This is a genomic window from Achromobacter sp. (assembly GCF_050285585.1).
Taxonomy (GTDB): Bacteria; Pseudomonadota; Gammaproteobacteria; order Burkholderiales; family Burkholderiaceae_B; genus Achromobacter.
Map to the genome: position 1 here is coordinate 17,090 of NZ_JBLZXF010000020.1, position 18,302 is coordinate 35,391.

Annotated in this window: 23 protein-coding genes; 11 read left to right on the plus strand and 12 right to left on the minus strand. The window is 68.0% G+C overall.

From position 1 onward, the window contains the following. Window positions 1-97 precede the first annotated feature (97 nt). From ACN6PJ_RS21745 to ACN6PJ_RS21760, 4 genes are read left to right on the plus strand one after another with little or no spacing between them, the layout of a single operon-like run. The gene (locus ACN6PJ_RS21745; RefSeq protein WP_427997886.1) at window positions 98-1,045 is read left to right on the plus strand and encodes a DnaJ C-terminal domain-containing protein; all 948 of its coding nucleotides are present in this window, start codon (window positions 98-100) and stop codon (window positions 1,043-1,045) included. Window positions 1,046-1,047: 2 nt separating this feature from the next. Further along, window positions 1,048-1,365 (plus strand): chaperone modulator CbpM, encoded by a 318-nt coding sequence (locus ACN6PJ_RS21750; protein ID WP_043545986.1) that lies wholly within the window; start codon window positions 1,048-1,050, stop codon window positions 1,363-1,365. A 60-nt stretch (window positions 1,366-1,425) separates the two neighbouring features. Continuing rightward, window positions 1,426-2,136 carry an AzlC family ABC transporter permease gene (locus ACN6PJ_RS21755; protein ID WP_427997887.1) on the plus strand — a complete coding sequence of 237 codons (711 nt, stop codon included), beginning with the start codon at window positions 1,426-1,428 and terminating at the stop codon, window positions 2,134-2,136. Then, complete coding sequence (locus tag ACN6PJ_RS21760; protein ID WP_427997888.1) at window positions 2,133-2,480, plus strand: AzlD domain-containing protein; 348 nt, start codon at window positions 2,133-2,135, stop codon at window positions 2,478-2,480. The genes ACN6PJ_RS21755 and ACN6PJ_RS21760 overlap by 4 nt, the downstream gene beginning before the upstream one ends. A 12-nt stretch (window positions 2,481-2,492) precedes the next feature. Here the strand turns inward: ACN6PJ_RS21760 and ACN6PJ_RS21765 are convergent, their stop codons facing one another. From ACN6PJ_RS21765 to ACN6PJ_RS21780, 4 genes are all read right to left on the minus strand, one after another. Beyond that, window positions 2,493-3,143: a DsbA family protein gene (locus ACN6PJ_RS21765; RefSeq protein WP_427997889.1), complete on the minus strand. Its 651-nt coding sequence runs from the start codon at window positions 3,141-3,143 to the stop codon at window positions 2,493-2,495. 101 nt (window positions 3,144-3,244) lie between these two features. Further along, a complete protein-coding gene (locus tag ACN6PJ_RS21770) occupies window positions 3,245-4,720 on the minus strand; it encodes an inorganic phosphate transporter (RefSeq protein WP_427997890.1) in 1,476 nt (491 codons plus the stop codon). A 96-nt stretch (window positions 4,721-4,816) separates the two neighbouring features. Then, window positions 4,817-4,942, minus strand: coding sequence for a hypothetical protein (locus ACN6PJ_RS21775; RefSeq protein ID WP_258231456.1), 126 nt, complete (start codon window positions 4,940-4,942; stop codon window positions 4,817-4,819). Between the two features lie 14 nt (window positions 4,943-4,956). Continuing rightward, window positions 4,957-6,081, minus strand: a complete 1,125-nt coding sequence (locus ACN6PJ_RS21780; RefSeq protein ID WP_427997891.1) for a D-alanyl-lipoteichoic acid biosynthesis protein DltD — start codon at window positions 6,079-6,081, stop codon at window positions 4,957-4,959. Window positions 6,082-6,363: 282 nt separating this feature from the next. Between ACN6PJ_RS21780 and mog the strand changes: the two genes are divergently transcribed. The 3 genes from mog to ACN6PJ_RS21795 all read left to right on the plus strand — a co-directional run bounded on the left by mog (window position 6,364) and on the right by ACN6PJ_RS21795 (window position 8,285). Continuing rightward, window positions 6,364-6,993 (plus strand): molybdopterin adenylyltransferase, encoded by a 630-nt coding sequence (gene mog, locus ACN6PJ_RS21785; RefSeq protein WP_427997892.1) that lies wholly within the window; start codon window positions 6,364-6,366, stop codon window positions 6,991-6,993. A gap of 81 nt (window positions 6,994-7,074) precedes the next feature. Continuing rightward, complete coding sequence (locus ACN6PJ_RS21790) at window positions 7,075-7,413, plus strand: hypothetical protein (protein WP_427997893.1); 339 nt, start codon at window positions 7,075-7,077, stop codon at window positions 7,411-7,413. 5 nt (window positions 7,414-7,418) lie between these two features. Beyond that, entirely contained in the window at window positions 7,419-8,285 is an 867-nt protein-coding gene (locus tag ACN6PJ_RS21795) for a peptidoglycan DD-metalloendopeptidase family protein (protein WP_427997894.1), read from the plus strand. A gap of 18 nt (window positions 8,286-8,303) precedes the next feature. Here the strand turns inward: ACN6PJ_RS21795 and ACN6PJ_RS21800 are convergent, their stop codons facing one another. From ACN6PJ_RS21800 to ACN6PJ_RS21820, 5 genes are all read right to left on the minus strand, one after another. Then, window positions 8,304-8,591: a hypothetical protein gene (locus tag ACN6PJ_RS21800; protein ID WP_427997895.1), complete on the minus strand. Its 288-nt coding sequence runs from the start codon at window positions 8,589-8,591 to the stop codon at window positions 8,304-8,306. A gap of 153 nt (window positions 8,592-8,744) precedes the next feature. After that, window positions 8,745-9,008, minus strand: a complete 264-nt coding sequence (gene infA / locus ACN6PJ_RS21805; protein ID WP_043545975.1) for a translation initiation factor IF-1 — start codon at window positions 9,006-9,008, stop codon at window positions 8,745-8,747. Window positions 9,009-9,513: 505 nt separating this feature from the next. After that, window positions 9,514-10,053 (minus strand): SRPBCC family protein, encoded by a 540-nt coding sequence (locus ACN6PJ_RS21810; protein ID WP_427997896.1) that lies wholly within the window; start codon window positions 10,051-10,053, stop codon window positions 9,514-9,516. Next, the gene (locus tag ACN6PJ_RS21815) at window positions 10,046-10,411 is read right to left on the minus strand and encodes an ArsR/SmtB family transcription factor (RefSeq protein ID WP_427997897.1); all 366 of its coding nucleotides are present in this window, start codon (window positions 10,409-10,411) and stop codon (window positions 10,046-10,048) included. The genes ACN6PJ_RS21810 and ACN6PJ_RS21815 overlap by 8 nt, the downstream gene beginning before the upstream one ends. 52 nt (window positions 10,412-10,463) lie before the next feature. Continuing rightward, window positions 10,464-10,895, minus strand: coding sequence for a GFA family protein (locus ACN6PJ_RS21820; RefSeq protein ID WP_427997898.1), 432 nt, complete (start codon window positions 10,893-10,895; stop codon window positions 10,464-10,466). Between the two features lie 197 nt (window positions 10,896-11,092). Between ACN6PJ_RS21820 and phnC the strand changes: the two genes are divergently transcribed. The 3 genes from phnC (at window position 11,093) to phnE (ending at window position 13,814) form a co-directional block, all read left to right on the plus strand. Further along, complete coding sequence (gene phnC / locus ACN6PJ_RS21825; protein WP_427997899.1) at window positions 11,093-11,929, plus strand: phosphonate ABC transporter ATP-binding protein; 837 nt, start codon at window positions 11,093-11,095, stop codon at window positions 11,927-11,929. Between the two features lie 31 nt (window positions 11,930-11,960). Continuing rightward, window positions 11,961-12,941: a phosphonate ABC transporter substrate-binding protein gene (gene phnD, locus ACN6PJ_RS21830; protein ID WP_427997900.1), complete on the plus strand. Its 981-nt coding sequence runs from the start codon at window positions 11,961-11,963 to the stop codon at window positions 12,939-12,941. A 78-nt stretch (window positions 12,942-13,019) separates the two neighbouring features. Then, window positions 13,020-13,814 carry a phosphonate ABC transporter, permease protein PhnE gene (gene phnE, locus ACN6PJ_RS21835; RefSeq protein ID WP_427997901.1) on the plus strand — a complete coding sequence of 265 codons (795 nt, stop codon included), beginning with the start codon at window positions 13,020-13,022 and terminating at the stop codon, window positions 13,812-13,814. A gap of 34 nt (window positions 13,815-13,848) precedes the next feature. On the opposite strand, the gene ACN6PJ_RS21840 is transcribed toward phnE, so the two are convergent. The 3 genes from ACN6PJ_RS21840 to ACN6PJ_RS21850 are packed head-to-tail and all read right to left on the minus strand — an operon-like array spanning window position 13,849 to window position 17,220. Then, window positions 13,849-14,358: a GAF domain-containing protein gene (locus ACN6PJ_RS21840; protein WP_427997902.1), complete on the minus strand. Its 510-nt coding sequence runs from the start codon at window positions 14,356-14,358 to the stop codon at window positions 13,849-13,851. Next, window positions 14,355-15,329 (minus strand): Bug family tripartite tricarboxylate transporter substrate binding protein, encoded by a 975-nt coding sequence (locus ACN6PJ_RS21845; protein ID WP_427997903.1) that lies wholly within the window; start codon window positions 15,327-15,329, stop codon window positions 14,355-14,357. Before ACN6PJ_RS21845 ends, ACN6PJ_RS21840 begins: the two co-directional genes overlap by 4 nt. 55 nt (window positions 15,330-15,384) lie before the next feature. Then, window positions 15,385-17,220 (minus strand): gamma-glutamyltransferase family protein, encoded by a 1,836-nt coding sequence (locus tag ACN6PJ_RS21850; protein ID WP_427997904.1) that lies wholly within the window; start codon window positions 17,218-17,220, stop codon window positions 15,385-15,387. 103 nt (window positions 17,221-17,323) lie between these two features. Between ACN6PJ_RS21850 and ACN6PJ_RS21855 the strand changes: the two genes are divergently transcribed. Next, window positions 17,324-18,295: a LysR family transcriptional regulator gene (locus ACN6PJ_RS21855; protein ID WP_427997905.1), complete on the plus strand. Its 972-nt coding sequence runs from the start codon at window positions 17,324-17,326 to the stop codon at window positions 18,293-18,295. The last annotated feature ends 7 nt before the right edge of the window (window positions 18,296-18,302 follow it).

Sequence of the window (18,302 nt, forward strand, 5' to 3'; positions counted from 1 at the left end):
GCATTGAAAAAACGGTCCGCAACCCCTATCTTCTTGATATTCAAGGCCGAATCCAGGAGCGATCCAGGGCGGCCGCAACCCTTGCAAAGGGCGGAACATGGAGTTCAAGGACTATTACGGCATTCTAGGGGTGGAGCGGGGCGCTTCGGAAGACGAGATCCGGCGCGCCTACCGCAAGCTCGCCCGCAAATATCATCCCGACGTCAGCAAGGAAAAGGACGCCGAAACACGCATGCGCGACGTCAACGAAGCCTACGACGTGCTGCGCGACCAGGAAAAGCGCCTGGCCTACGACAATCTGGCCGAGGGCGTGTCGCCAGGGGGCGGCTTCCAGCCGCCGCCTGGCTGGGACGAAGGCTTCGAGTTTCATCGGGGCGCGGCCCCGGGCGAAGAGGCGCAGTTCAGCGAGTTCTTCTCCTCGCTGTTCGGCGGCCGCGGCCGTGGCCGCCACGGCGGGGCGCAACAGCAGGAGTTCCGCGCGCGCGGCGAAGACCACCATGCCGCGATCGAAGTGGACCTGGAAGACGCGCTCAAGGGCGCCACGCGCGACATCAGCCTGCGTTCGATGAAGATCGACGACCAGGGCCGCCCGCAGATGCAGACCCGCACGCTCAGCGTGAAGATCCCCGCCGGCGTGCGGGAAGGGCAATTCATCCGCCTGGCGGGCCAGGGCATGCCCGGATACGGCGGGGGCGAGAACGGCGACCTCTACCTGGAGATCCGCTTCAAGCCGCATCCGCAGTACCGGGTCGACGGCCGCGACCTGTACATGACGCTGCCCGTGGCGCCCTGGGAGGCCGCGCTGGGCGCCAGCGTCAAGTCGCCCACCCCGGGCGGCACCGTCGAGGTCACCATCCCGCCGGGTTCCGGCAACGGCCGCAAGCTGCGGCTGCGCGGACGCGGAATTCCGGGCGATCCGGCGGGCGACCTGTATCTGGTGCTGGATCTCGTGCTGCCGCCGGCCGACAGCGAGGCCGCCAAGGCCGCCTACCGGAAGCTGCAGCAGGACCTGCCTTTCAACCCGCGGCGCCACATGGGGGTCTGATCATGAAGAAGCTTGTCATCACCAGCGCCACCGTCGTGGGCAAGACGCAACCCCTGAGCGCCGACGACCTGGCCCGCGCCTGCGGCCAGGAAGTGGAATGGATCGTCCGGCTGGTCGAAGTGGGCATCGTCAATGCCAGCGGACGCCGGCCGGCGGATTGGCGGTTCTACAGCGTGGATCTGCAGCGCGCGTTGGACGCGCGGCGCCTGGAGCGGGATTTCGGCGCCAGCCTGGACGCGGCGGCGCTGATCCTGGACCTGAGCCAGGAGGTCCGGCGCCTGAAGGCGCAACTGCGCGTGCTGGGCGCCGACGAGACCTAGCCGCGCCCGGCGGATGAGTAAACTAGGCGCTTGCCGCAACACCGAACAAGCGAAAGAACCTTGGAGTCCTCATCCGCCCCGGCGCCCGCTCTCGCTGGCGCCCGCATCGACGGCCTGAAATCCTGCCTGCCCGTCATGATCGGCTACTTCCCGGTGGCCGTGACCTTCGGCATCGCCGGCATGGCGGCCGGCCTGGCGCCGCTGCAAGTCGTCCTGATCTCCGTGCTGGTCTACGCCGGCGCCAGCCAGTTCCTGCTGCTGGCCTCCATCAAGGCGGGCACGCCATGGCTGTGGGTGGTGGCGCTGTGCTCGCTGCTCAATGCCCGCCACCTGCTGTACGGCCCGCTGCTCTCCCGTTTCCTGCCCGCCGGCCTGCGCGGCCGCCTGAAAATCGCGTTCCTCCTGACGGACGAGGTATTCGCCACGGCGTTCAACCGCCTGCAGGCCGTGGATCCCGCGCGCCGACAGGGCTGGATGACCGCGCTGGGGCTTGGCGCCTGGCTGACCTGGATCGCCGGCACCGCGGTCGGCGTCTACGCCGGCGACGGGCTGGAACGCCACTATCCGATGCTGTCGCAGGTGATGCGCTTCGCGCTGCCGGCGCTGTTCATGGCCCTGGTCTGCCAGAGCGCCAAGCGCGGCATGGGCCTGCCCATCGTGGCCGCAGTGGCCGGGGCCGGCGTCGTGGCCGCCATGGGGCACACCAGCGCCGCCATCCTGGCCGGTGCCGTCATCGGCTGCATCGCATACCGCTTGAGGAGGTCCGCATGAATACCGACGGCCTGGGTTTCTGGGGCGCCGTGGTCGCCATGGCCGTGATCACCTACCTGACCCGCGCGCTGCCGTTCATGCTGTCCGAGCGCAGCCGCCTGCTGCGCCATCTGTCGCGGGAGGGGTCGGCGCTGGCCGCGCTCGGGCCTTCATTGCTGGCGGGGATCGCCGCTGCGGTGATCGTGCCCGATCTGCTGGAGGCCGGCGAGCAGGCCGCCCGGATCGGGCCATACGCCGGAGGTCTCGTCGTGACCGCCGTGGCGGCGCGGCTGGTCGGCAACACGGGTGTCGCCGTGCTCCTGGGGATGGCGGGCTATGGGGTGCTGCTGGCCTTGGCGGCCTAGGGTGAACAGGCCCTAGGCGGCGATGCGGGCCCGCAGGTCCGCCTGCCATTGCCCGGCGCGGCCCAGGTAGCGGGACGGCTCCAGCCGTTCATAGGCGCCGCCGCGTTCCAGCGCCAGGGTGGGGAAGCCCGTGCCTCCGAGCCGGGCCAGCAGCTGCCGGCTGGCCGCGATGTGCGACGCGGTTTCAGCGCCCCGGACCGCCGCGTAGGCGGCGTCGAAGGCCGCGCCGTCCAGCCCGATATCGGCCGCCAGGGCCGACAGCACGGCGGGGTCCGCGACGCGCAGGCCTTGCACGTAGTGCGCGCGCTGGATGCGTTGGAGCAGATCCGGCCCGCGGCCGCCCAGCGCTTGCGCCGCCAGGATGGCCGTGATGGGCGGTTCGGAATCGAACACGGCGCCGGTGTCGCGCAACAGCCCGTTGAAGTAGTCCTCGCCGAAGGGCTGGCCCGTCAGGCTGGCGATGCGTTCGTCGTGCGGCATGACGTAGCGGCGCAGCGATTCGGTCACCGGCCGGCGGTTGCCGCCCGCCATCATGCCGCCTCCGTGGAGCGCGATGTCCAGGCCGACGATGGCGCGCGCGGACGCCAGCAGCGGCGCGGCGCCGTAGCACCAGCCGCAGAGCGGATCGAAGATGTAATGCAGGGTGGGATTGGGAGCCGTCATGGCGCCATGGTAGACGCAGGCCGCTTCCCGCGTAAGGCCGGCGCGGTAGCCAGAGTGTTGCACCCGCCGCGCGGATTGCCCGCGCGGCCAGGGCAGGGGCGTCAGCCCGCGATCTGCACGCCGATCCAGAACAGCCCGGCCGCCAGCAGCATCGAAGCGGGCAGGGTCAGCACCCAGGCCATCAGGATGTTGCGCACCGTGCCGCCATGCAGGCCGGTCTTGTTGGCCACCATCGTGCCGGCCACGCCCGAGGACAGGACGTGCGTGGTGGAAACCGGCAGGCTGAATACATTGGCCAGCCCGATGGCGCCCATGGCGGTCACCTGCGCGGACATGCCCTGGGCATACGTCATGCCCTGCTTGCCGATTTTCTCGCCCACCGTCAGCACCACGCGGCGCCAGCCGACCATGGTGCCCGCGCCCAGGGCCAGGGCGACCGCAACGATCACCCAGAAGGGCGCGTACTCGGTGGTGGCCGTCAGGTCGGCGCGCAGGCGCTGGAGGTCCGCGCGTTCGCGCGCCGGCAGCCCTTCGACGCGGGCCACCTTCTTGGCCGTATCGTCCAGGCAGAGCAGGTAGCGGCGCACGGAGATGCGCTTCTCGGCGGACAGGTCGGCGTAGTTGGACACGCCTTGCAAATCGGCCTGCAGCGCCGCGATGGTCGGCATGGTCAGTTCGGGATCGCAGCGGAAGTTGCGGGGCAGCTCGGTGGTCGAGTCGTAGCGCTTGAGCGCCAGGTAGTCGCCCAGCATCGCCTCGTTGCGCTGGTAGAACACGTTCAGGTGATTGGCGGCGTCGCGGGTGCGCTCGATCTGGTACGTGGTGCTGCTGGTGTCCAGCACGAAGTTGGCGGGCACGATGCCGATCAGCACGAGCATGATCAGGCCGATGCCTTTCTGGCCGTCGTTGGAGCCGTGGACGAAGCTCACGCCCATCGCGGACAGCACCAGGATCAGCCGGTTCCAGAATGGCGGATGCTTCTTGTTGTCGAGAGCGCGGCGCTGTTCGGGCGTCTTGTGCATTTTCGACAGCGGCAGCCAGCGCCGGAGCACCAAAAGCAATCCGCCCGCCACCAGGAAGCCGGCCACGGGCGACACCACCAGCGACAGGCCGATGTCTATGGCCTTGCCCCAATTGACGCCGTCCGCCAGCGGCAGGTCGGTAATCAGCGCGTTGGCCAGGCCCACGCCCAGGATCGAGCCGATCAGCGTGTGCGAGCTGGAGGCGGGAATGCCGAAGTACCAGGTGCCCAGATTCCAGGCGATGGCCGCGGCCAGCATGGCGAACACCATGGCCAGCCCTCGTCCTGTGTCCACGTTGATCAGCAGTTCCACCGGCAGCAGGTGGACGATGGCGTAGGCCACGCCCACGCCGCCGAGCAGCACGCCCAGGAAATTGAAAATGCCCGACAGCACGACCGCGAGGTGCGGCGGCATGGCCTTGGTGTAAATGACCGTTGCCACGGCGTTGGCCGTGTCGTGGAATCCGTTGATGAATTCAAAGGCCAGGACGAACGTCAAGGCCAAGACAAGACTGAGGCCTACCCAAAGGTCTAGGCCGTGGAAGAGGTCGAACATGGAGGCGGGGCGAGGTTCCGGCGAGACGCTGATTATTGCAGATTTGTGACCTGTCACTGGTTGCGTGCGGCTACCAAATGAGGGGTCCGGCCGGCCTTAGAACTTCGAATACTGGAACTCGATTTCCATCGGTTTGCCCAGGTTGGCCGATGTGTCGGCCTGGATCAGCATGACCGCCAGCAGGCCCAGGTACAGCAGGCAAAGCCACAAGGTTCTTTTCATGGGATCCGTCCCCTTCACGGCCGGAAAACTTCGGCGATCCGCTGGTTGACGCGCAGCCAGCCCAGTTCCCCCAGGTGCTGCACGTCGCGCAGCGTGCCCACTTCGAAGGGCGCGCCGTACATATCCATGCAGCGCATGGCGTAGCGCCTGCACAGCGCCGCGACCTCGCGCTGAATCGGCGCGAAGCGGTCCAGGTCCTTGAACACCATGGGGTGCAGCGGCTGCATGACGAACAGCGCGTCCACGCCGCGCTGGCGCAGCAGCGCCATCAGGGCGGTCAGCTCGCGCAGTTCGTCGCGGCCGGTCAGCGGCTGCGGCAGGTAGGCCGTCTTGCCGCCCTCGGGTACGGTCCGCAGGTATTTCTGGAAAAAATCGTCGCGCACCGCGTAGGAGTTGCCCGCCATCAGGGCTTGCTCCGCGCCCTGGGCCTGTTCGGCCAGGGCGTCCCAGTCCACGACGCGGGCGGCGGCGGCCGGCCCCTCGCGCTCCCGTTCCGGGGCGGGAGCCGCGTGGGCTGGCGTCCACAGGTCGACCACGCGCTGGCGGAATACATAGGCCTGCTCGGCGGCCATCGACCAGGCGACGCCCGCGTCGCCCTTGGCTTGCAGCCAGCGCAGCACTTCGGCCCGGCCTTCGGGCTGCCTGAGCAGTCTGGGCAGCAGCGGATTGGCGTGCTCCTTGAATTCGTCCGGGCCCAGGCCGCCCTCGCCATCGAACCAGCCGGGCGACAGCATGACGACCACGCGGGAGGCCGGCGAGAGGTCGTCGGCCAGCGCCGCCAGCACGAGCTGCATGCCCAGGGACTGGAAACCGGAATGGCCATAGGCCAGCACCGGCATCTGCAACTCGTCGGCCAGGTAGCGGTAGGGCACGAAGCGCAGGTCGTTGCTGGTCAGCTCCGACGAACCCAGGATGACCAGGCGGTCTCCCGTGCGCAGGGCCTGGCTCAGGCGAGACAGGTTGCGGGTCTGCTCGTGCAGCGTATTGCCGAGATTGGGGATGTAGAGGCCCGGGGCGGCCGCGGGCACGGGTTCCGTCTTCAAGGCCAGCGAATGCAGGGCGCCCCATCCGGCGGCCGCGGCGGCGGCCAGGGCCAGCGCCGCCGCCAGCGCATGCTGCCGGAGGGTGAGAGTGTTCATTCTGGAGAACCAAAAAAAGCGCGGATGCCTTGCTCGCGGGTCGGATTGTTAGCGGATGTTAGCGAGCGGCCAGGGCCGGAACAAGCGCGGAAAAGCGGGGCCATGGCCGATTCGCTTTTTCGCCACAGCGCGGATCGCGCGGATGGCGGAGGCGGCCGCCATTTCCCGGGGGAAAGAATGCGATAGCATCGTCCTTGCGGGCATCTTCTGGATTTCCATGATTGACCGCGCCACACGCCGCGGTCGCGGCGTCCCACCGTCCAATTCCACGATTCCGCAACCATGACCTCCACCCGTATCGTCCGCAGCCATCCCGATGAATTGATCGTGGGACTGGTGTCCGTTTCCGATCGCGCCTCGAGCGGCGCCTACCAGGACCAGGGCCTGCCCGCGCTGCGGGAATGGCTGGGCGGCGCGCTGGCCACGCCCTGGCAGGCGGTCGACCGCTTGATCCCCGACGAGCCCGCCCGGATTTCCGAGGCATTGATCGAACTGGTGGACGGTTGCGGCTGCGACCTGGTGCTGACCACGGGCGGCACCGGTCCCGCGCGGCGCGACGTCACGCCCGAGGCGACGCTTGCCGTCGGCACCAAGGAAATGCCGGGTTTCGGCGAGCAAATGCGTCAGATCAGCCTGCGCTTCGTGCCCACTGCCATCCTGTCGCGCCAGGTCGCCGTCATCCGGGAAACGGCGGACCACGCCGCGCTTATCGTGAACCTGCCCGGCCAGCCGAAATCCATCCGGGAAACGCTGGAAGGATTGAAGGCGGAAGACGGCGCGGTGCTGGTGCCGGGCCTGTTCGCCGCCATTCCCTATTGCATCGATCTGATCGGCGGGCCCTATGCCGAAACCCGCCCGGAGGTCATCGAGGCGTTCCGGCCCAAATCGGCCCGGCGCGCGCCCCGGGCCTAGCGGCCGCAGGCCCAGGCCCGCGCGCTGCGCTATAGTTGGCCGCGCTTTTCCTGTTTCCACCCGATCGAGAGTTCCACCGCCATGAAGGTCCGTACCGCCCTGTCCCTCACCGTCCTGGCCGCGCTGACGGCTTGCGCCAACGTCAAAGACGTGCGCGATCGCGATCCCGTCTTCTACGGCTCCACCCAGCGTTCGGCCGAGGATTACACGAACTGCGTGGCGGAATCCTGGAAGAACCTGGGCGTGAATTTCGAGCGGCAGGCGGTGCGCAACGGCTTCGAGCTGATCATGCAGGACAGCATGGGCGTGGAGGCCGTGCTGACCACCACCCATTGGAAGGGCAAGACCGAAACGCGCCTGTCCACGCGCATCGCCCGCCGCGACCAGAGCATCATCGAGCCGGCGAACCTGTGCCTGTAAGCGCCATGTTCCGCCGTCGCGACGTGTTGCGGCTGGGCCTGGCCGCCGCGGCCGCCAGCCTGGGGCTGCCCGTCCTGGCGCAGCAGGAAGGCTATCTCACGCGCAAGCTCAGCTTTCCCGTGCCGGGCGGCGTCGCGGTCCTGGGCCTGGGCGATGCCGAACGCGCCCCGGAGGTCACGTACCTGGGGCGGCGTGTCCTGGTCGTGCGCGAAGAGGGCAGGCAGTGGATCGCCGTGGTCGGCATTCCGCTGAGCGTGAAGCCGGGCGAGCAGCAGGTGTCGGTTACGGATGCGCAAGGCCAGCGCAAGCTGTCCTTCAAGGTCGGAAGCAAGGAATACGCGGCGCAGCGCATCACGCTGAAGAACCAGCGCCAGGTCGAGCCGAATCCTGACGACCTGAAGCGCATCGAGCGCGAGATGGCCGAGCAAAGCGCGGCCAACCGTGGCTACCGGGCCGGGGTCACGCCGAGCAACCTGCTCTTGGACCGGCCGGTGAGCGGCGGGCGGCTGTCGAGCCCGTTCGGCTTGCGGCGCTTCTTCAATGGCCAGGAACGCAACCCGCACTCGGGGCTGGATTTCGCCGTGCCCGCGGGCACGCCGATCAAGGCGCCGGCCGCCGGCGTTGTCGTGCTGGTGGGGGATTACTTCTTCAACGGCAAGACGGTGTTCCTGGACCACGGCCAGGGCTTCGTCAGCATGTTCTGCCACATGTCGGCGATCGACGTGAAAGTCGGCGACGAACTGCCGCGCGGCGGTTTGGTGGGCAAGGTGGGGGCGACGGGACGGGCAACCGGCCCGCACCTGCACTGGAACGTCAGCCTGAACGACGCCCGCGTGGATCCCGCCATTTTCATCGGGGCCTTCAAGCCCTGATTCCACCGAGGCCGCGCCTCAGGCGGGCGCGGCCTGCAGCGCGATCCGGTGCAGCACGTGCTGGTGCACGCGTTCGGCATATTCCATCTGCTGCCGCACGTGAAGCTGCTGGGCTTCCTGTTCGTCCAGGCAGTTGTCGTACTTGGTCTTGGCCTCGGCGTAGGTCAGGCCGGTGTTGCGCAGGCTGTTGATGAACGCCTCGCGCGACTGGTGGAGCAGGCGCAGGCCTTCCTCGCCCTTCGCGAATCGCCTCCGCGCCAGGGCAAGCTCGTCAGCGGCTGCTTGCAACTCTTCTGTCAGGTCCATCTTGCATCGTGCGCGTTCCGCGGGAGTCGCGCGTGGGGAGGCGCCATTCGTCCGGATGCGGGCGCTCCACGCATAACGGCATATTGCCGTGGCGCTTAAGGCCCGCGAGCGGGGCAGGGAGCCGGCGCGGCGCCGGCCCTGTGTCGCCCTGGCTCAGCGGCGGTACTGCTGGGGGCGCGGCGTGGAGGGCGCGCGCTCGTCCTTGTGGCGGAAGTTGATGCGGCCCTTGGTCAGGTCGTACGGCGACATTTCCAGGGTGACGCGGTCGCCGGCCAGGATGCGGATGCGGTGCTTGCGGATGCGGCCGGAGGCATAGGCGCCGACTTCGATGCCGTTGTCCAGCTTCACGCGGTAGCGGCTATCGGGCAGCACTTCGTCAACGATGCCATCCAATTCGATGAGTTCTTCTTTAGCCATTTTCTACTCCTATCAATACGCGCAGCCATGCCGGCGGCATGGCTCGCCGCAGGGCGGCAAGCGCGTTGGACTCAAATAACCAGGTCCAGCGGTTTGAACGTAAAACGTCCGGGCAGGCGCGGGTAAGGGGCCAACGCATCCCAAGCGGATGTCTGAAATGACGGATACTCGCGCCGCGAGGGCAATGTGCGCGCGATGCGCGGCTTGGTCGCGGCGGCGCGCTACGCGCGCGTCGCCGGAAGAAGCGGGTGGAACGTTTATTGCAGTGCCGGATGGCGCTGCGCTTGGTGCGGCGACGCCTCTTGCGGCGGCAGGCTTCGTCCTTGAATTCCGGACGCGTCCCGAAGGGGCCTCATCGTATTGCCCTGAGGCGTTACAGGTTGGCGACGCAGAATGACCGAAGCCCGGTTTTCGCGGAGAAATCACGGACTTATGTTACTGCAAAGCGCAATGATTAGCCAGTATTTATCCGCCGCCGCGCCATGATAGTTGCTGCTGGACGACTCTAGCGGGGAGGGATCCTCGCCTGGTATTCGCTTTCCACCCGGCCGAGGACGGACCAGAACGGCCCGGGAGCGCGGCCGGCCAGGCGGGCTTCCAGCACGCCCAGGTGCACATGCCAGCCGCCGGCCACGTCCACCACGTCATCGCGCGAGGCGAGCTTGCGGTGGGTCAGGACCAGGCGGGTCTCCTGGCCCTGCGGGGAAAGCTCGAACGTGACTTCGGAAGGATGGCCGGGCGAGCCGCCCCACGTGAATGCAAGCAGGCGCGGCGGTTCGCAGCGGGTGATCACGCCCTGCGTAGTGACGCCGCCTTCATAGGGCTTGTAGGCGTCGGGGACGGGCTCATCCACGGAAGACAGGTCGGCATGCACGAAACGCAGCGTGACGCCGCCGCCTTCGCGCAGGTCCATGTCGCCGGAGGCCAGCCAGCGGCCGCGTTTTTCCGACTCGGTCAGGAAGGCCCAGACTTCCTCGACGCTGGCGGGCAGTATGCGGGTGAAACGGATGGAGGTGGGGTCGAGGACGACGCCGTGATCACTCATGCTGTTCTCCTGGGGACGCGGCCGGGGACCGGCTGGCGGCGAGCGCGGCTTCCAGCGCGCCCAGCCTGCCCGACCAGAATTGCTCATAGAAACGCAGCCATTGCATCGCCTCGGCCATGGGCTCGGGGTTGAGGCTGCAGACATGCGTGCGGCCGCGGATGGAACGCCGGACGAGGCCGGCGCGTTCCAGGGCCTGCACGTGCTTGGAGGCGCCCGCGAAGCTCATGCTGTAGGGCGCGGCCAGCTCGCCGATGGTCTGGTCGCCCTGCGTCAGGCTGCGCAGCATGTCGCGCCGCGTGGGATCGGCCAGCGCGCGAAAAACGGCATCGAGGACGGGGGAGGGCATTGATTCAACCATAAGGTTGAATATAAATCCGCCGCCGCTGAGATTCAACCAGTTGGTTGAGTTTTTATGTAACGGCCTGCGGGCGGTGCTCTTCCAACGCGCCGTAGGCGTCGGGGTATTGCGGCAGGTCGTCGGTGATGTCGAACCAGGGGGCCTTGCTGGCCACGTGGCAATGCGCGGCCGGCTTCACGCCCGGGTCGTCGTCCAGCGCGCCCAGCGGCAGGCCGTAAACGTCGGGAGTCTGGTCGAAACGGCTCAGCAGGGGCGTGCCGCAGGCTTCGCAGAAACCGCGATAGCTGCCCGGAGACGAGCAATACCAGGTGACGTGGTTTTCTCCCCGCGTCCAGGCGAAGTCCTTGGACTGGACCGTGGCGCGGCTGCGGAAGGCCGCGCCGTGCGATTTGCGGCACATGGTGCAGTGGCAGTTGAGGGCGTTGGTGAGCGGGCCGGTGATCTCGTACGCAATGCGGCCGCACAGGCAGGAACCTTTGATCATGATGAACGCCTGGCTGTTGGGGAATAGCTTCAATATACCCGCGGCGCGCGCGGCGGGGGGGCCCGCTTTTATGACGAATGTCTTTCAGCGCATTGCGGCGCCCCCGATTTCGGCCGAACCATTCAATTCCCGGGTCATCGTGCTGTCATGCCGTGAAAACAGAATGCGGCAATGACCAAACCCTCGGGGATTCGACTATGACTTACGCCATCGAAGTGCAAGGGCTGAGCAAAAGCTTCCATGCGGGCGCCAAGGCGCTGGACGGCGTGGACCTGCAGGTGGCCGACGGCGAGATGGTCGCCCTGCTGGGCGCCTCGGGCTCGGGCAAGTCCACGCTGCTGCGCCATCTGGCGGGCTTCGTCGCCGGCGATGTGGGCAGCGTGGCGGTCAACGGCCGCCTGATCCAGCGCAACGGCCGCATGAGCCGCGACGTGCGTAGCGCGCGCGCCGGCATCGGTTTTGTTTTCCAGCAGTTCAACCTGGTGGGCCGCCTGCCCGTCATCACCAACGTCCTGACCGGTTTGCTGCCGCGCGTGCCGCTGTGGCGCAGCCTGACGCGCTGGTTCCTGCGCGCCGAGGTCCGCCAGGGCCTGGACGCGCTTGCCCAGGTTGGTATAGACGACTACGCATTTCAACGCGCCTCCACGCTGTCCGGAGGGCAGCAGCAGCGCGCGGCCATCGCCCGCACGCTGGTGCAGAATGCCCGCGTCATCCTGGCCGATGAGCCCATCGCGTCGCTGGATCCGGAGTCGTCGCGCCGCGTGATGGACACGCTGGCCCAGATCAACCGCGGCCGCAAGGTGGCGGTGGTGGTATCGCTGCACCAGGTAGACGTCGCGCTGCGCTACTGCCCGCGCGTGGTGGCCCTGCGCCACGGCAAGGTGGTCTACGACGGCCCGTCTGCGGCCCTGACCCCGTCGATGCTGCGCGAGCTGTATGGCGCAGACCTGGGCGAACTGCTCCCCGAATACGAGACGCAGGCGCAGGACGCGCCGAGCGTCGCGTCCCTGTCCCACCTGGCGCACGCCGCCTGATTCCCCGCCCTTTTCCTCCCCGGAGCCTTCCATGCTACGCAGAACCTTTTTCACCCTGGTCGCCGCCGCGGCCCTGTCCACGCAGGTCCACGCCCAGGACGCCAAGACGCTGAACTTCGGCATCATCTCGACGGAGTCGTCGACCAACCTGAAGTCGGTGTGGCAGCCCGTCATCGATGACCTGAGCCGCGCGATCGGCGTGCCGGTCAAGCCGTTCTTCGCGTCCGACTACGCGGGCATCATCGAAGGCATGCGCTTCAACAAGGTGCAGATGGGCTGGTTCGGCAACAAGTCCGCGATCGAGGCGGTGGACCGCGCCCAGGGCGAGGTGTTCGCGTCCGTCATCGACAAGGACGGCAATCCGGGCTACTGGTCGCTGCTGATCGTCAACAAAGACAGCGACCTCAAGACCCTGGACGACGTGCTCAAGCGCGGCGGCAAGCTGAGCTATGGCGCCGGCGATCCCAACTCCACCTCGGGCACCGCCGTCCCGGGCTACTACCTGTGGGCCGCCAACAAGATCGAACCCAAGACCTTCTTCAAGACGGTGCGCGCCAGCAACCACGAAACCAATCTGCTGTCGGTCATCAACAAGCAGGTGGACGTGGCCGTCAACAATACCGAGGCGCTGGAGCGTTATCGCCTGAACACGGGCAAGGACGCCAACGACAGCGTGCGCGTGCTGTGGAAGTCGCCGCTGATCCCGGCGGATCCGCTCGTCATGCGCACCGACCTGCCGGCCGACCTGAAGGTCCGCATCCGCGACTTCTTTGTGAACTACGGGAAGGGCAAGGACGCCGAGCGCGAAATGGCCAACCTGAAGGCGCTGACCTATCAGGGCTTCCGCGCCTCGGACAACCAGCAGCTGGTTCCCATCCGCCAGATCGAGCTGGCGCGCGAGAAGGCCAAGGTAGAAGCCGACTCCACCCTGGGCCAGGCCGAAAAGCAGAAGCAGCTGGCCGACCTCGACAGCAAGCTGGCCAGCCTGGGCCAGCCGTCCTCCAAGCAGTAAGCGCGGCTTGCGCCGGCGCGTCGCCCGACGCGCCGGCGTCCGCGCGACCGCAAACCTTCCCGCCTATCGTCCGTCTCTATGAACCTAGCCATGCAGACCTCCCGTCTTCCCTCCGCGCCGCGCTCGTCGCTGCCGGTCCTACTCGTCTGGGCCGTCGTGCTGGCGTTGCTCGTCATGTCGTGGAAGGGCGCGGACATGCGGCCCCTGGACCTGCTGCGCGACTCGGGCAACATGGCCCAGTTCGCGGCGGACTTCTTTCCGCCGAACTTCCGCGATTGGCGCATGTATCTCGACGAGATGGTCGTGACCGTGCAGATCGCCGTCTGGGGCACGTTCCTGGCCATCGTGGTAGCGGTGCCGCTGGGGTTGCTGTGCTCGTCGAACATGGTGCCCGCCTGGGTCTACCAGCCCATGCGCCGGCTGATGGACGCCTGCCGCGCCATCAACGAAATGGTGTTCGCCATGCTGTTCATCGTCGCGGTGGGCCTGGGGCCCTTCGCCGGCGTGCTGGCGTTGTGGGTGCACACCACGGGCGTGCTGGCCAAGCTTTTTTCGGAGGCCGTCGAGGCGATCGACCCGCGCCCGGTCGAAGGCGTGCGCGCGACCGGCGCGAACGCCCTGGAGGAAATCGTCTACGGCGTGATCCCGCAGGTGCTGCCCTTGTGGATTTCGTACTCGCTGTATCGCTTCGAATCGAACGTGCGCTCGGCCTCGGTGGTCGGCATCGTCGGCGCCGGCGGGATCGGAACCGTGCTGTGGGAGATCATCCGCAGCTTTCGCTACGCGGAAACCTGCGCCGTCATGATCATCATCGTCGCTTTCGTCGTGGTGATCGACATGATGTCATCGCGGATCCGCAGCGCGCTGATCTGAGCGCAAAGATGCCGGGGCCGGGGCCCCGGCGGCATCATCGCTGCCGAGCCAGTTCCTGGAAGGCAGGCAGCGCCAGCAGGCCCGCCAGGCGCGCGGCATGGACGTCGTTATCCGACACCTCGGCGCGCGGCATCAGGAAATTGACGGTGCCCAGACAGGTCTCGCCGTAGACCACCGGCACGTTGACGACCGACCGCAACCCCAGTTCGCGGATCGCGCGGTGGTCGTCGAAGAACTCGCGGATCGCGTCCTCGCCTTCGCCGATGAACACGCGCCGCTCCAGCAGGACGTGGCGGCCCCAGGCCGTGCCGGCCTTGTCCTTGCTGCCGCCGGGCGGATAGGCTTCGGGATTGGAGCTGTACAGCCGCACGACCCGCATGGCGCCGGCGTCATAGCGGTTGATCGTGCACAAGGCATGCGCCAGCGAGGCGCGCGAGTAGTCGTCGATGGCGTGGAAAGCGGCCGCCGGGTCGGCGGCGGCATAGGCCCGGGCGATGGCCTGCACCGCGGCCAGCGCCGGGGTCGGGGAGGACGCTGCGCTCATTCGGCCGTGATCCCCAGCTCTTTGATCAGCTTGCCGTACTTGTCCGCGTCGCGCGCCAGGATCTGGCCGAATTGCCCGGGCGTGGTCTCGGTCAGCAGCACGCCCATGTCGGCCATTTTCTTGATGACGTCGGGGCGCTTGAGGATCAGGTTGATCTCGCGATTGAGCCGGGCGGTCAGCTCGGGCGGCATGCCGGCCGGGCCGAACGCGCCATACCAGACCGACAGTTCATAGCCGGGCAGCGTTTCCGCCACGGTGGGCACGTCGGGCAGCAGGGGCGAACGCGACTCCTCGGTGACGGCCAGCAGCTTGAGCTTGCCCGTCTGCACGTGCGGCAGGGTCTGCGTGCCGGCGCTGAACAGCACCTGCGTGCGGCCGGCCACCGTGTCCATGACCGCCGGCGCGCCGCCGCGGTACGGAATGTGGGTCATCTTCACGCCGGCGGCCTTCTCGAAGAGCGCGGCGCTGAGATGGTTGGTGGAGCCCTGGCCCGCCGACGCATAGGTCACGGTGTCCGGATGCGCCTTCAGGTAGGCGATGAATTCCTTGACGTTGGCGGCCGGCACGGAGGGGTGCACCACCATGGTGTTGGTGACCAGCGCGAGTTCTGCGATGGGCGTGAAGTCTTTCACGCCGTCGAACGGCATATTGGAATAGAGCGCCTGGTTCATCGTGTGCGTGCTCATGGAGCCCACCAGCAGCGTATAGCCGTCGGGCTTGGAGCGGGCGACGAAGGCGGTGCCAATGTTGCCGGACGCCCCCGAACGGTTCTCGACGATGACGGACTGGCCGAGAGACTGGGTCAGGCCCTCGGACAGCATGCGCGCCAGGATGTCCGTGGAACCGCCCGCGGCCCAGGGCACGATCAGCGTGATCGGCTTCTCGGGCCAGGCGGCGTGGGAGGCGGCGGGCGCGGCGAGCGCCAGGCCCAGGGCGCATGCGCGCAGCAGTCGTTTGAATCGCAGTGTCATGGTTGGTACCCCTTGTGCAAATGCCAGTCTGTGCGCCGGCTGGAACGAAACGGATTTATCGGCCGACGGCATACCCTTGCATGCCGCGGGGATTGGCGCCGGCGCGCAGCAACAGGCCGCCGCCGGCCGCGGGTTCGCGGGTGCAGGCGCTGATGCGGCCTTCCGACCAGTCGGGCCCCACCTTGACCTCATGGCCGGCGGCGCGGAGCGCCTCCAGCGTGGCGGCGGGCATGCGCGATTCCACGGTCAGCCGGTTCAGCGTCTGCGCGCGCGGCCAGAACGATCCCGGGAAGTGATCGATGTGCCAGGAGGGCGCGTCTATGGCTTCCTGCAGGTTCATGCCCATCGCGTGGCGCAGGAAGAACGCTACCGTCCACTGATCCTGCTGGTCGCCGCCGGGCGTGCCGAAGGCCATGTAAGGCTGGCCGTCCCGCAACGCCAGGCCCGGAGACAGCGTGGTGCACGGCCGCTTGCCGGGCTGCAGCTGCCCCGGCACGCCGTCGTCCAGCCAGGTCATCTGCAGGCGGGTGGTGAGGGGGAAGCCAAGTCCCGGCACGACGGGGCTGGACGACAGCCAGCCGCCCGACGGCGTGGCGGCCACCATGTTGCCGTCGCGGTCGATGACGTCGATCTGGCAGGTGTCGCCCACGAACAGTTCGCGCGCGGCCCATTCCGAGACGGGCGGCAGCGCCGCGAAGGTCGGCTCGCCCACGCCGAAGCGGGTGTCGGAAGCCGCCAGGGTACGGACCGCGGCGTCCAGATCCGGCAGCCGCGGAGCCCGGCCGCCGGGGTTGCCCGGTTGCAGCAGGCGGGAGGCGTGTTCGCCGATGCCGGCCGCGCGCGAGCGGGCGTAGGCGTCGCTCAGCAATTCCGCCAGCGGCACCTGCACGAAGGCGGGGTCGCCGTACCAGGCGCAGCGATCGGCGAAGGCCAGCTTGGCCGCTTCGGCGACGCGGTGCACGAACGCCGGGGACAACGGGTCCAGCCCGTCCAGGCCAAGGTGGCGCAGCATGGCCAGCTGTTGCAGATGGACGGGGCCCTGCGACCAGACGCCGCATTTGGCCACGGTATAGCGGCCATAATCCACGGTGAGGGGATCGTCGTAGGTGGCGCGCCAGTCCGCCAGGTCCGATTTGCGCAGCAGGCCGCGGTTGCGCTGGCCAGTGGTGTCGCGCACCGCTTCACCGCTGTAGTAGGCATCGATTTCGTCGGCGACGAAGCCGCGGTACCAGGCGTCCAGCGCGGCTTCGATGCGGCCGCGGCGGTCGGCGCTGGCGGCGTGGGCTTCGTCCAGCAGGCGGGTATAGGTGGCCGCGATCGCGGGCGTGCGGAACAGCGTGTCGGGGGCCGGCACCCGGCCGCCGGGCAGCCAGACATCGCGCGAACTGGTCCATTCGTCGCGGAATAGCGCCTGCACGGCAAGAATGGCCTGGGAGATGCGCGGCACCAGCGGAAAGCCATTGCGCGCATAGTCGATGGCGGGGCGCAGCACGTCGGACAGCTCCCAGGTGCCATAGTCCCGCAACAGGGTCAGCCAGGCGCCGAAGGCGCCGGGCACGGTGGCGGGCAACAGGCCGATGCCGGGCACCAGGTCCAGGCCCAGGCCGCGGAAATAGGCCGGCGTGGCCAGCGCCGGCGCGGGGCCCTGGCCGCAGAGGGCACGCATGCGCCGCTCGCGTTCGCTCCAGAACAGGATGGGCACTTCGCCGCCGGGGCCGTTCAGGTGGGGCTCCACGATCTGCAGGGTGAATCCGCCGGCCACGGCCGCGTCATAGGCATTGCCGCCGCGTTCCAGCACGCTCATGGCGACTTGCGAGGCGAGCCAGTGGGTGGAGGAAACCACGCCGAACGTGCCGCGTATTTCGGGACGGGTGGTGAAGGAGGGGCTCATAGTGCGATATCGGGCAGGGGGATGCCTGCAGTATAGGGTCGTGAAATAACTGGTTTTATGTTTGTTGGCATAATTCAATAACCAACTGGTTATGGGGAAGTTCGTGAACTGGGATGCGGCCCGCCTCGCCAATCGCTTGAAGCATCGTCACCTTGCGCTGCTGCTCAACATCGCCAGGCACGGATCGCTGACGCGCGTGGCCGCCGCCACGGGCATCAGCCAGCCGGCGGTCACGAAGGCCCTGGCCGAGCTCGAGGACATATTCGGGGCCCCGCTGTTCATGCGCACGGGGCGCGGCCTGCAGCCCACTTCCCTGGGCAGCCTGGCCCTGGTGCGCGCGCGCCATATGCTGAGCGACCTGGATCTGTGGGCTCGGGAAGTCGAGGCCCTGCATGCCGGCCGTTCGGCGCACCTGCACGTGGGCGTGGTGCCGTACGTGTCCAGCGCCTTGCTGACGGCGGCGATCAGCCGCCTGCACCAGCGCCATGGGGTGACGCTGAGCCTGCACCGCGCCACGACCGATCATCTCGTTCCCATGCTGCGCCAGCACGAACTGGACTGCATCATCAGCCGCGCCACGCCGATGGCGGCGCAAGAGGATCTCATCCACCGCGCGCTGTACCGCCAGCGGCCGCGGCTGATCGCGCACGGCAGGCTGGCCCAGCGGCTGGCGAGGCGCCGGCCGGACTGGGCGGCGGTGGCGGCGATGGATTGGGTGCTGCCGGCGGCCAATACCCCCACGCGGCAGCTGATCGCGGAGCATTTCATCCGCGAAGCGCTCAGCCCGCCATCTCCCGTGCTGGAGGCCTACTCGACGGACGTGATCGAAGGAATGCTGACCATGAACGAGACCTTCGTCTCCGTGGTGCCCGAAGAAATCGCGCGGGAGTTGTGCCAGCGGGGCAAATTGGGGATGGTGCCCTGGGACTTCGGCTGGGAGCTGCCGCCGATCAACCTGATCCGGCGCAAGCGCGAGCAGCCGCTCGCGGCCGAGGCGTATTTCTCCGACATCCTGCTGGACCTCTGCGGCGACGCGGCCTCGCCTTGGGGCGGCCGCGCGGCCGGATCCGATTGAACAGGCC

Coding starts and splice junctions, on each gene's coding strand:
- ACN6PJ_RS21745 (WP_427997886.1), top strand. CDS start 98: ATGGAGTTCAAGGACTATTACGGCATTCTAGGGGTGGAGCGGGGCGCT.
- ACN6PJ_RS21750 (WP_043545986.1), top strand. CDS start 1,048: ATGAAGAAGCTTGTCATCACCAGCGCCACCGTCGTGGGCAAGACGCAA.
- ACN6PJ_RS21760 (WP_427997888.1), top strand. CDS start 2,133: ATGAATACCGACGGCCTGGGTTTCTGGGGCGCCGTGGTCGCCATGGCC.
- ACN6PJ_RS21765 (WP_427997889.1), bottom strand. CDS start 3,143: ATGACGGCTCCCAATCCCACCCTGCATTACATCTTCGATCCGCTCTGC.
- ACN6PJ_RS21770 (WP_427997890.1), bottom strand. CDS start 4,720: ATGTTCGACCTCTTCCACGGCCTAGACCTTTGGGTAGGCCTCAGTCTT.
- ACN6PJ_RS21775 (WP_258231456.1), bottom strand. CDS start 4,942: ATGAAAAGAACCTTGTGGCTTTGCCTGCTGTACCTGGGCCTGCTGGCG.
- ACN6PJ_RS21780 (WP_427997891.1), bottom strand. CDS start 6,081: ATGAACACTCTCACCCTCCGGCAGCATGCGCTGGCGGCGGCGCTGGCC.
- mog (WP_427997892.1), top strand. CDS start 6,364: ATGACCTCCACCCGTATCGTCCGCAGCCATCCCGATGAATTGATCGTG.
- ACN6PJ_RS21790 (WP_427997893.1), top strand. CDS start 7,075: ATGAAGGTCCGTACCGCCCTGTCCCTCACCGTCCTGGCCGCGCTGACG.
- ACN6PJ_RS21795 (WP_427997894.1), top strand. CDS start 7,419: ATGTTCCGCCGTCGCGACGTGTTGCGGCTGGGCCTGGCCGCCGCGGCC.
- ACN6PJ_RS21800 (WP_427997895.1), bottom strand. CDS start 8,591: ATGGACCTGACAGAAGAGTTGCAAGCAGCCGCTGACGAGCTTGCCCTG.
- infA (WP_043545975.1), bottom strand. CDS start 9,008: ATGGCTAAAGAAGAACTCATCGAATTGGATGGCATCGTTGACGAAGTG.
- ACN6PJ_RS21810 (WP_427997896.1), bottom strand. CDS start 10,053: ATGAGTGATCACGGCGTCGTCCTCGACCCCACCTCCATCCGTTTCACC.
- ACN6PJ_RS21815 (WP_427997897.1), bottom strand. CDS start 10,411: ATGGTTGAATCAATGCCCTCCCCCGTCCTCGATGCCGTTTTTCGCGCG.
- ACN6PJ_RS21820 (WP_427997898.1), bottom strand. CDS start 10,895: ATGATCAAAGGTTCCTGCCTGTGCGGCCGCATTGCGTACGAGATCACC.
- phnC (WP_427997899.1), top strand. CDS start 11,093: ATGACTTACGCCATCGAAGTGCAAGGGCTGAGCAAAAGCTTCCATGCG.
- phnD (WP_427997900.1), top strand. CDS start 11,961: ATGCTACGCAGAACCTTTTTCACCCTGGTCGCCGCCGCGGCCCTGTCC.
- phnE (WP_427997901.1), top strand. CDS start 13,020: ATGAACCTAGCCATGCAGACCTCCCGTCTTCCCTCCGCGCCGCGCTCG.
- ACN6PJ_RS21840 (WP_427997902.1), bottom strand. CDS start 14,358: ATGAGCGCAGCGTCCTCCCCGACCCCGGCGCTGGCCGCGGTGCAGGCC.
- ACN6PJ_RS21845 (WP_427997903.1), bottom strand. CDS start 15,329: ATGACACTGCGATTCAAACGACTGCTGCGCGCATGCGCCCTGGGCCTG.
- ACN6PJ_RS21850 (WP_427997904.1), bottom strand. CDS start 17,220: ATGAGCCCCTCCTTCACCACCCGTCCCGAAATACGCGGCACGTTCGGC.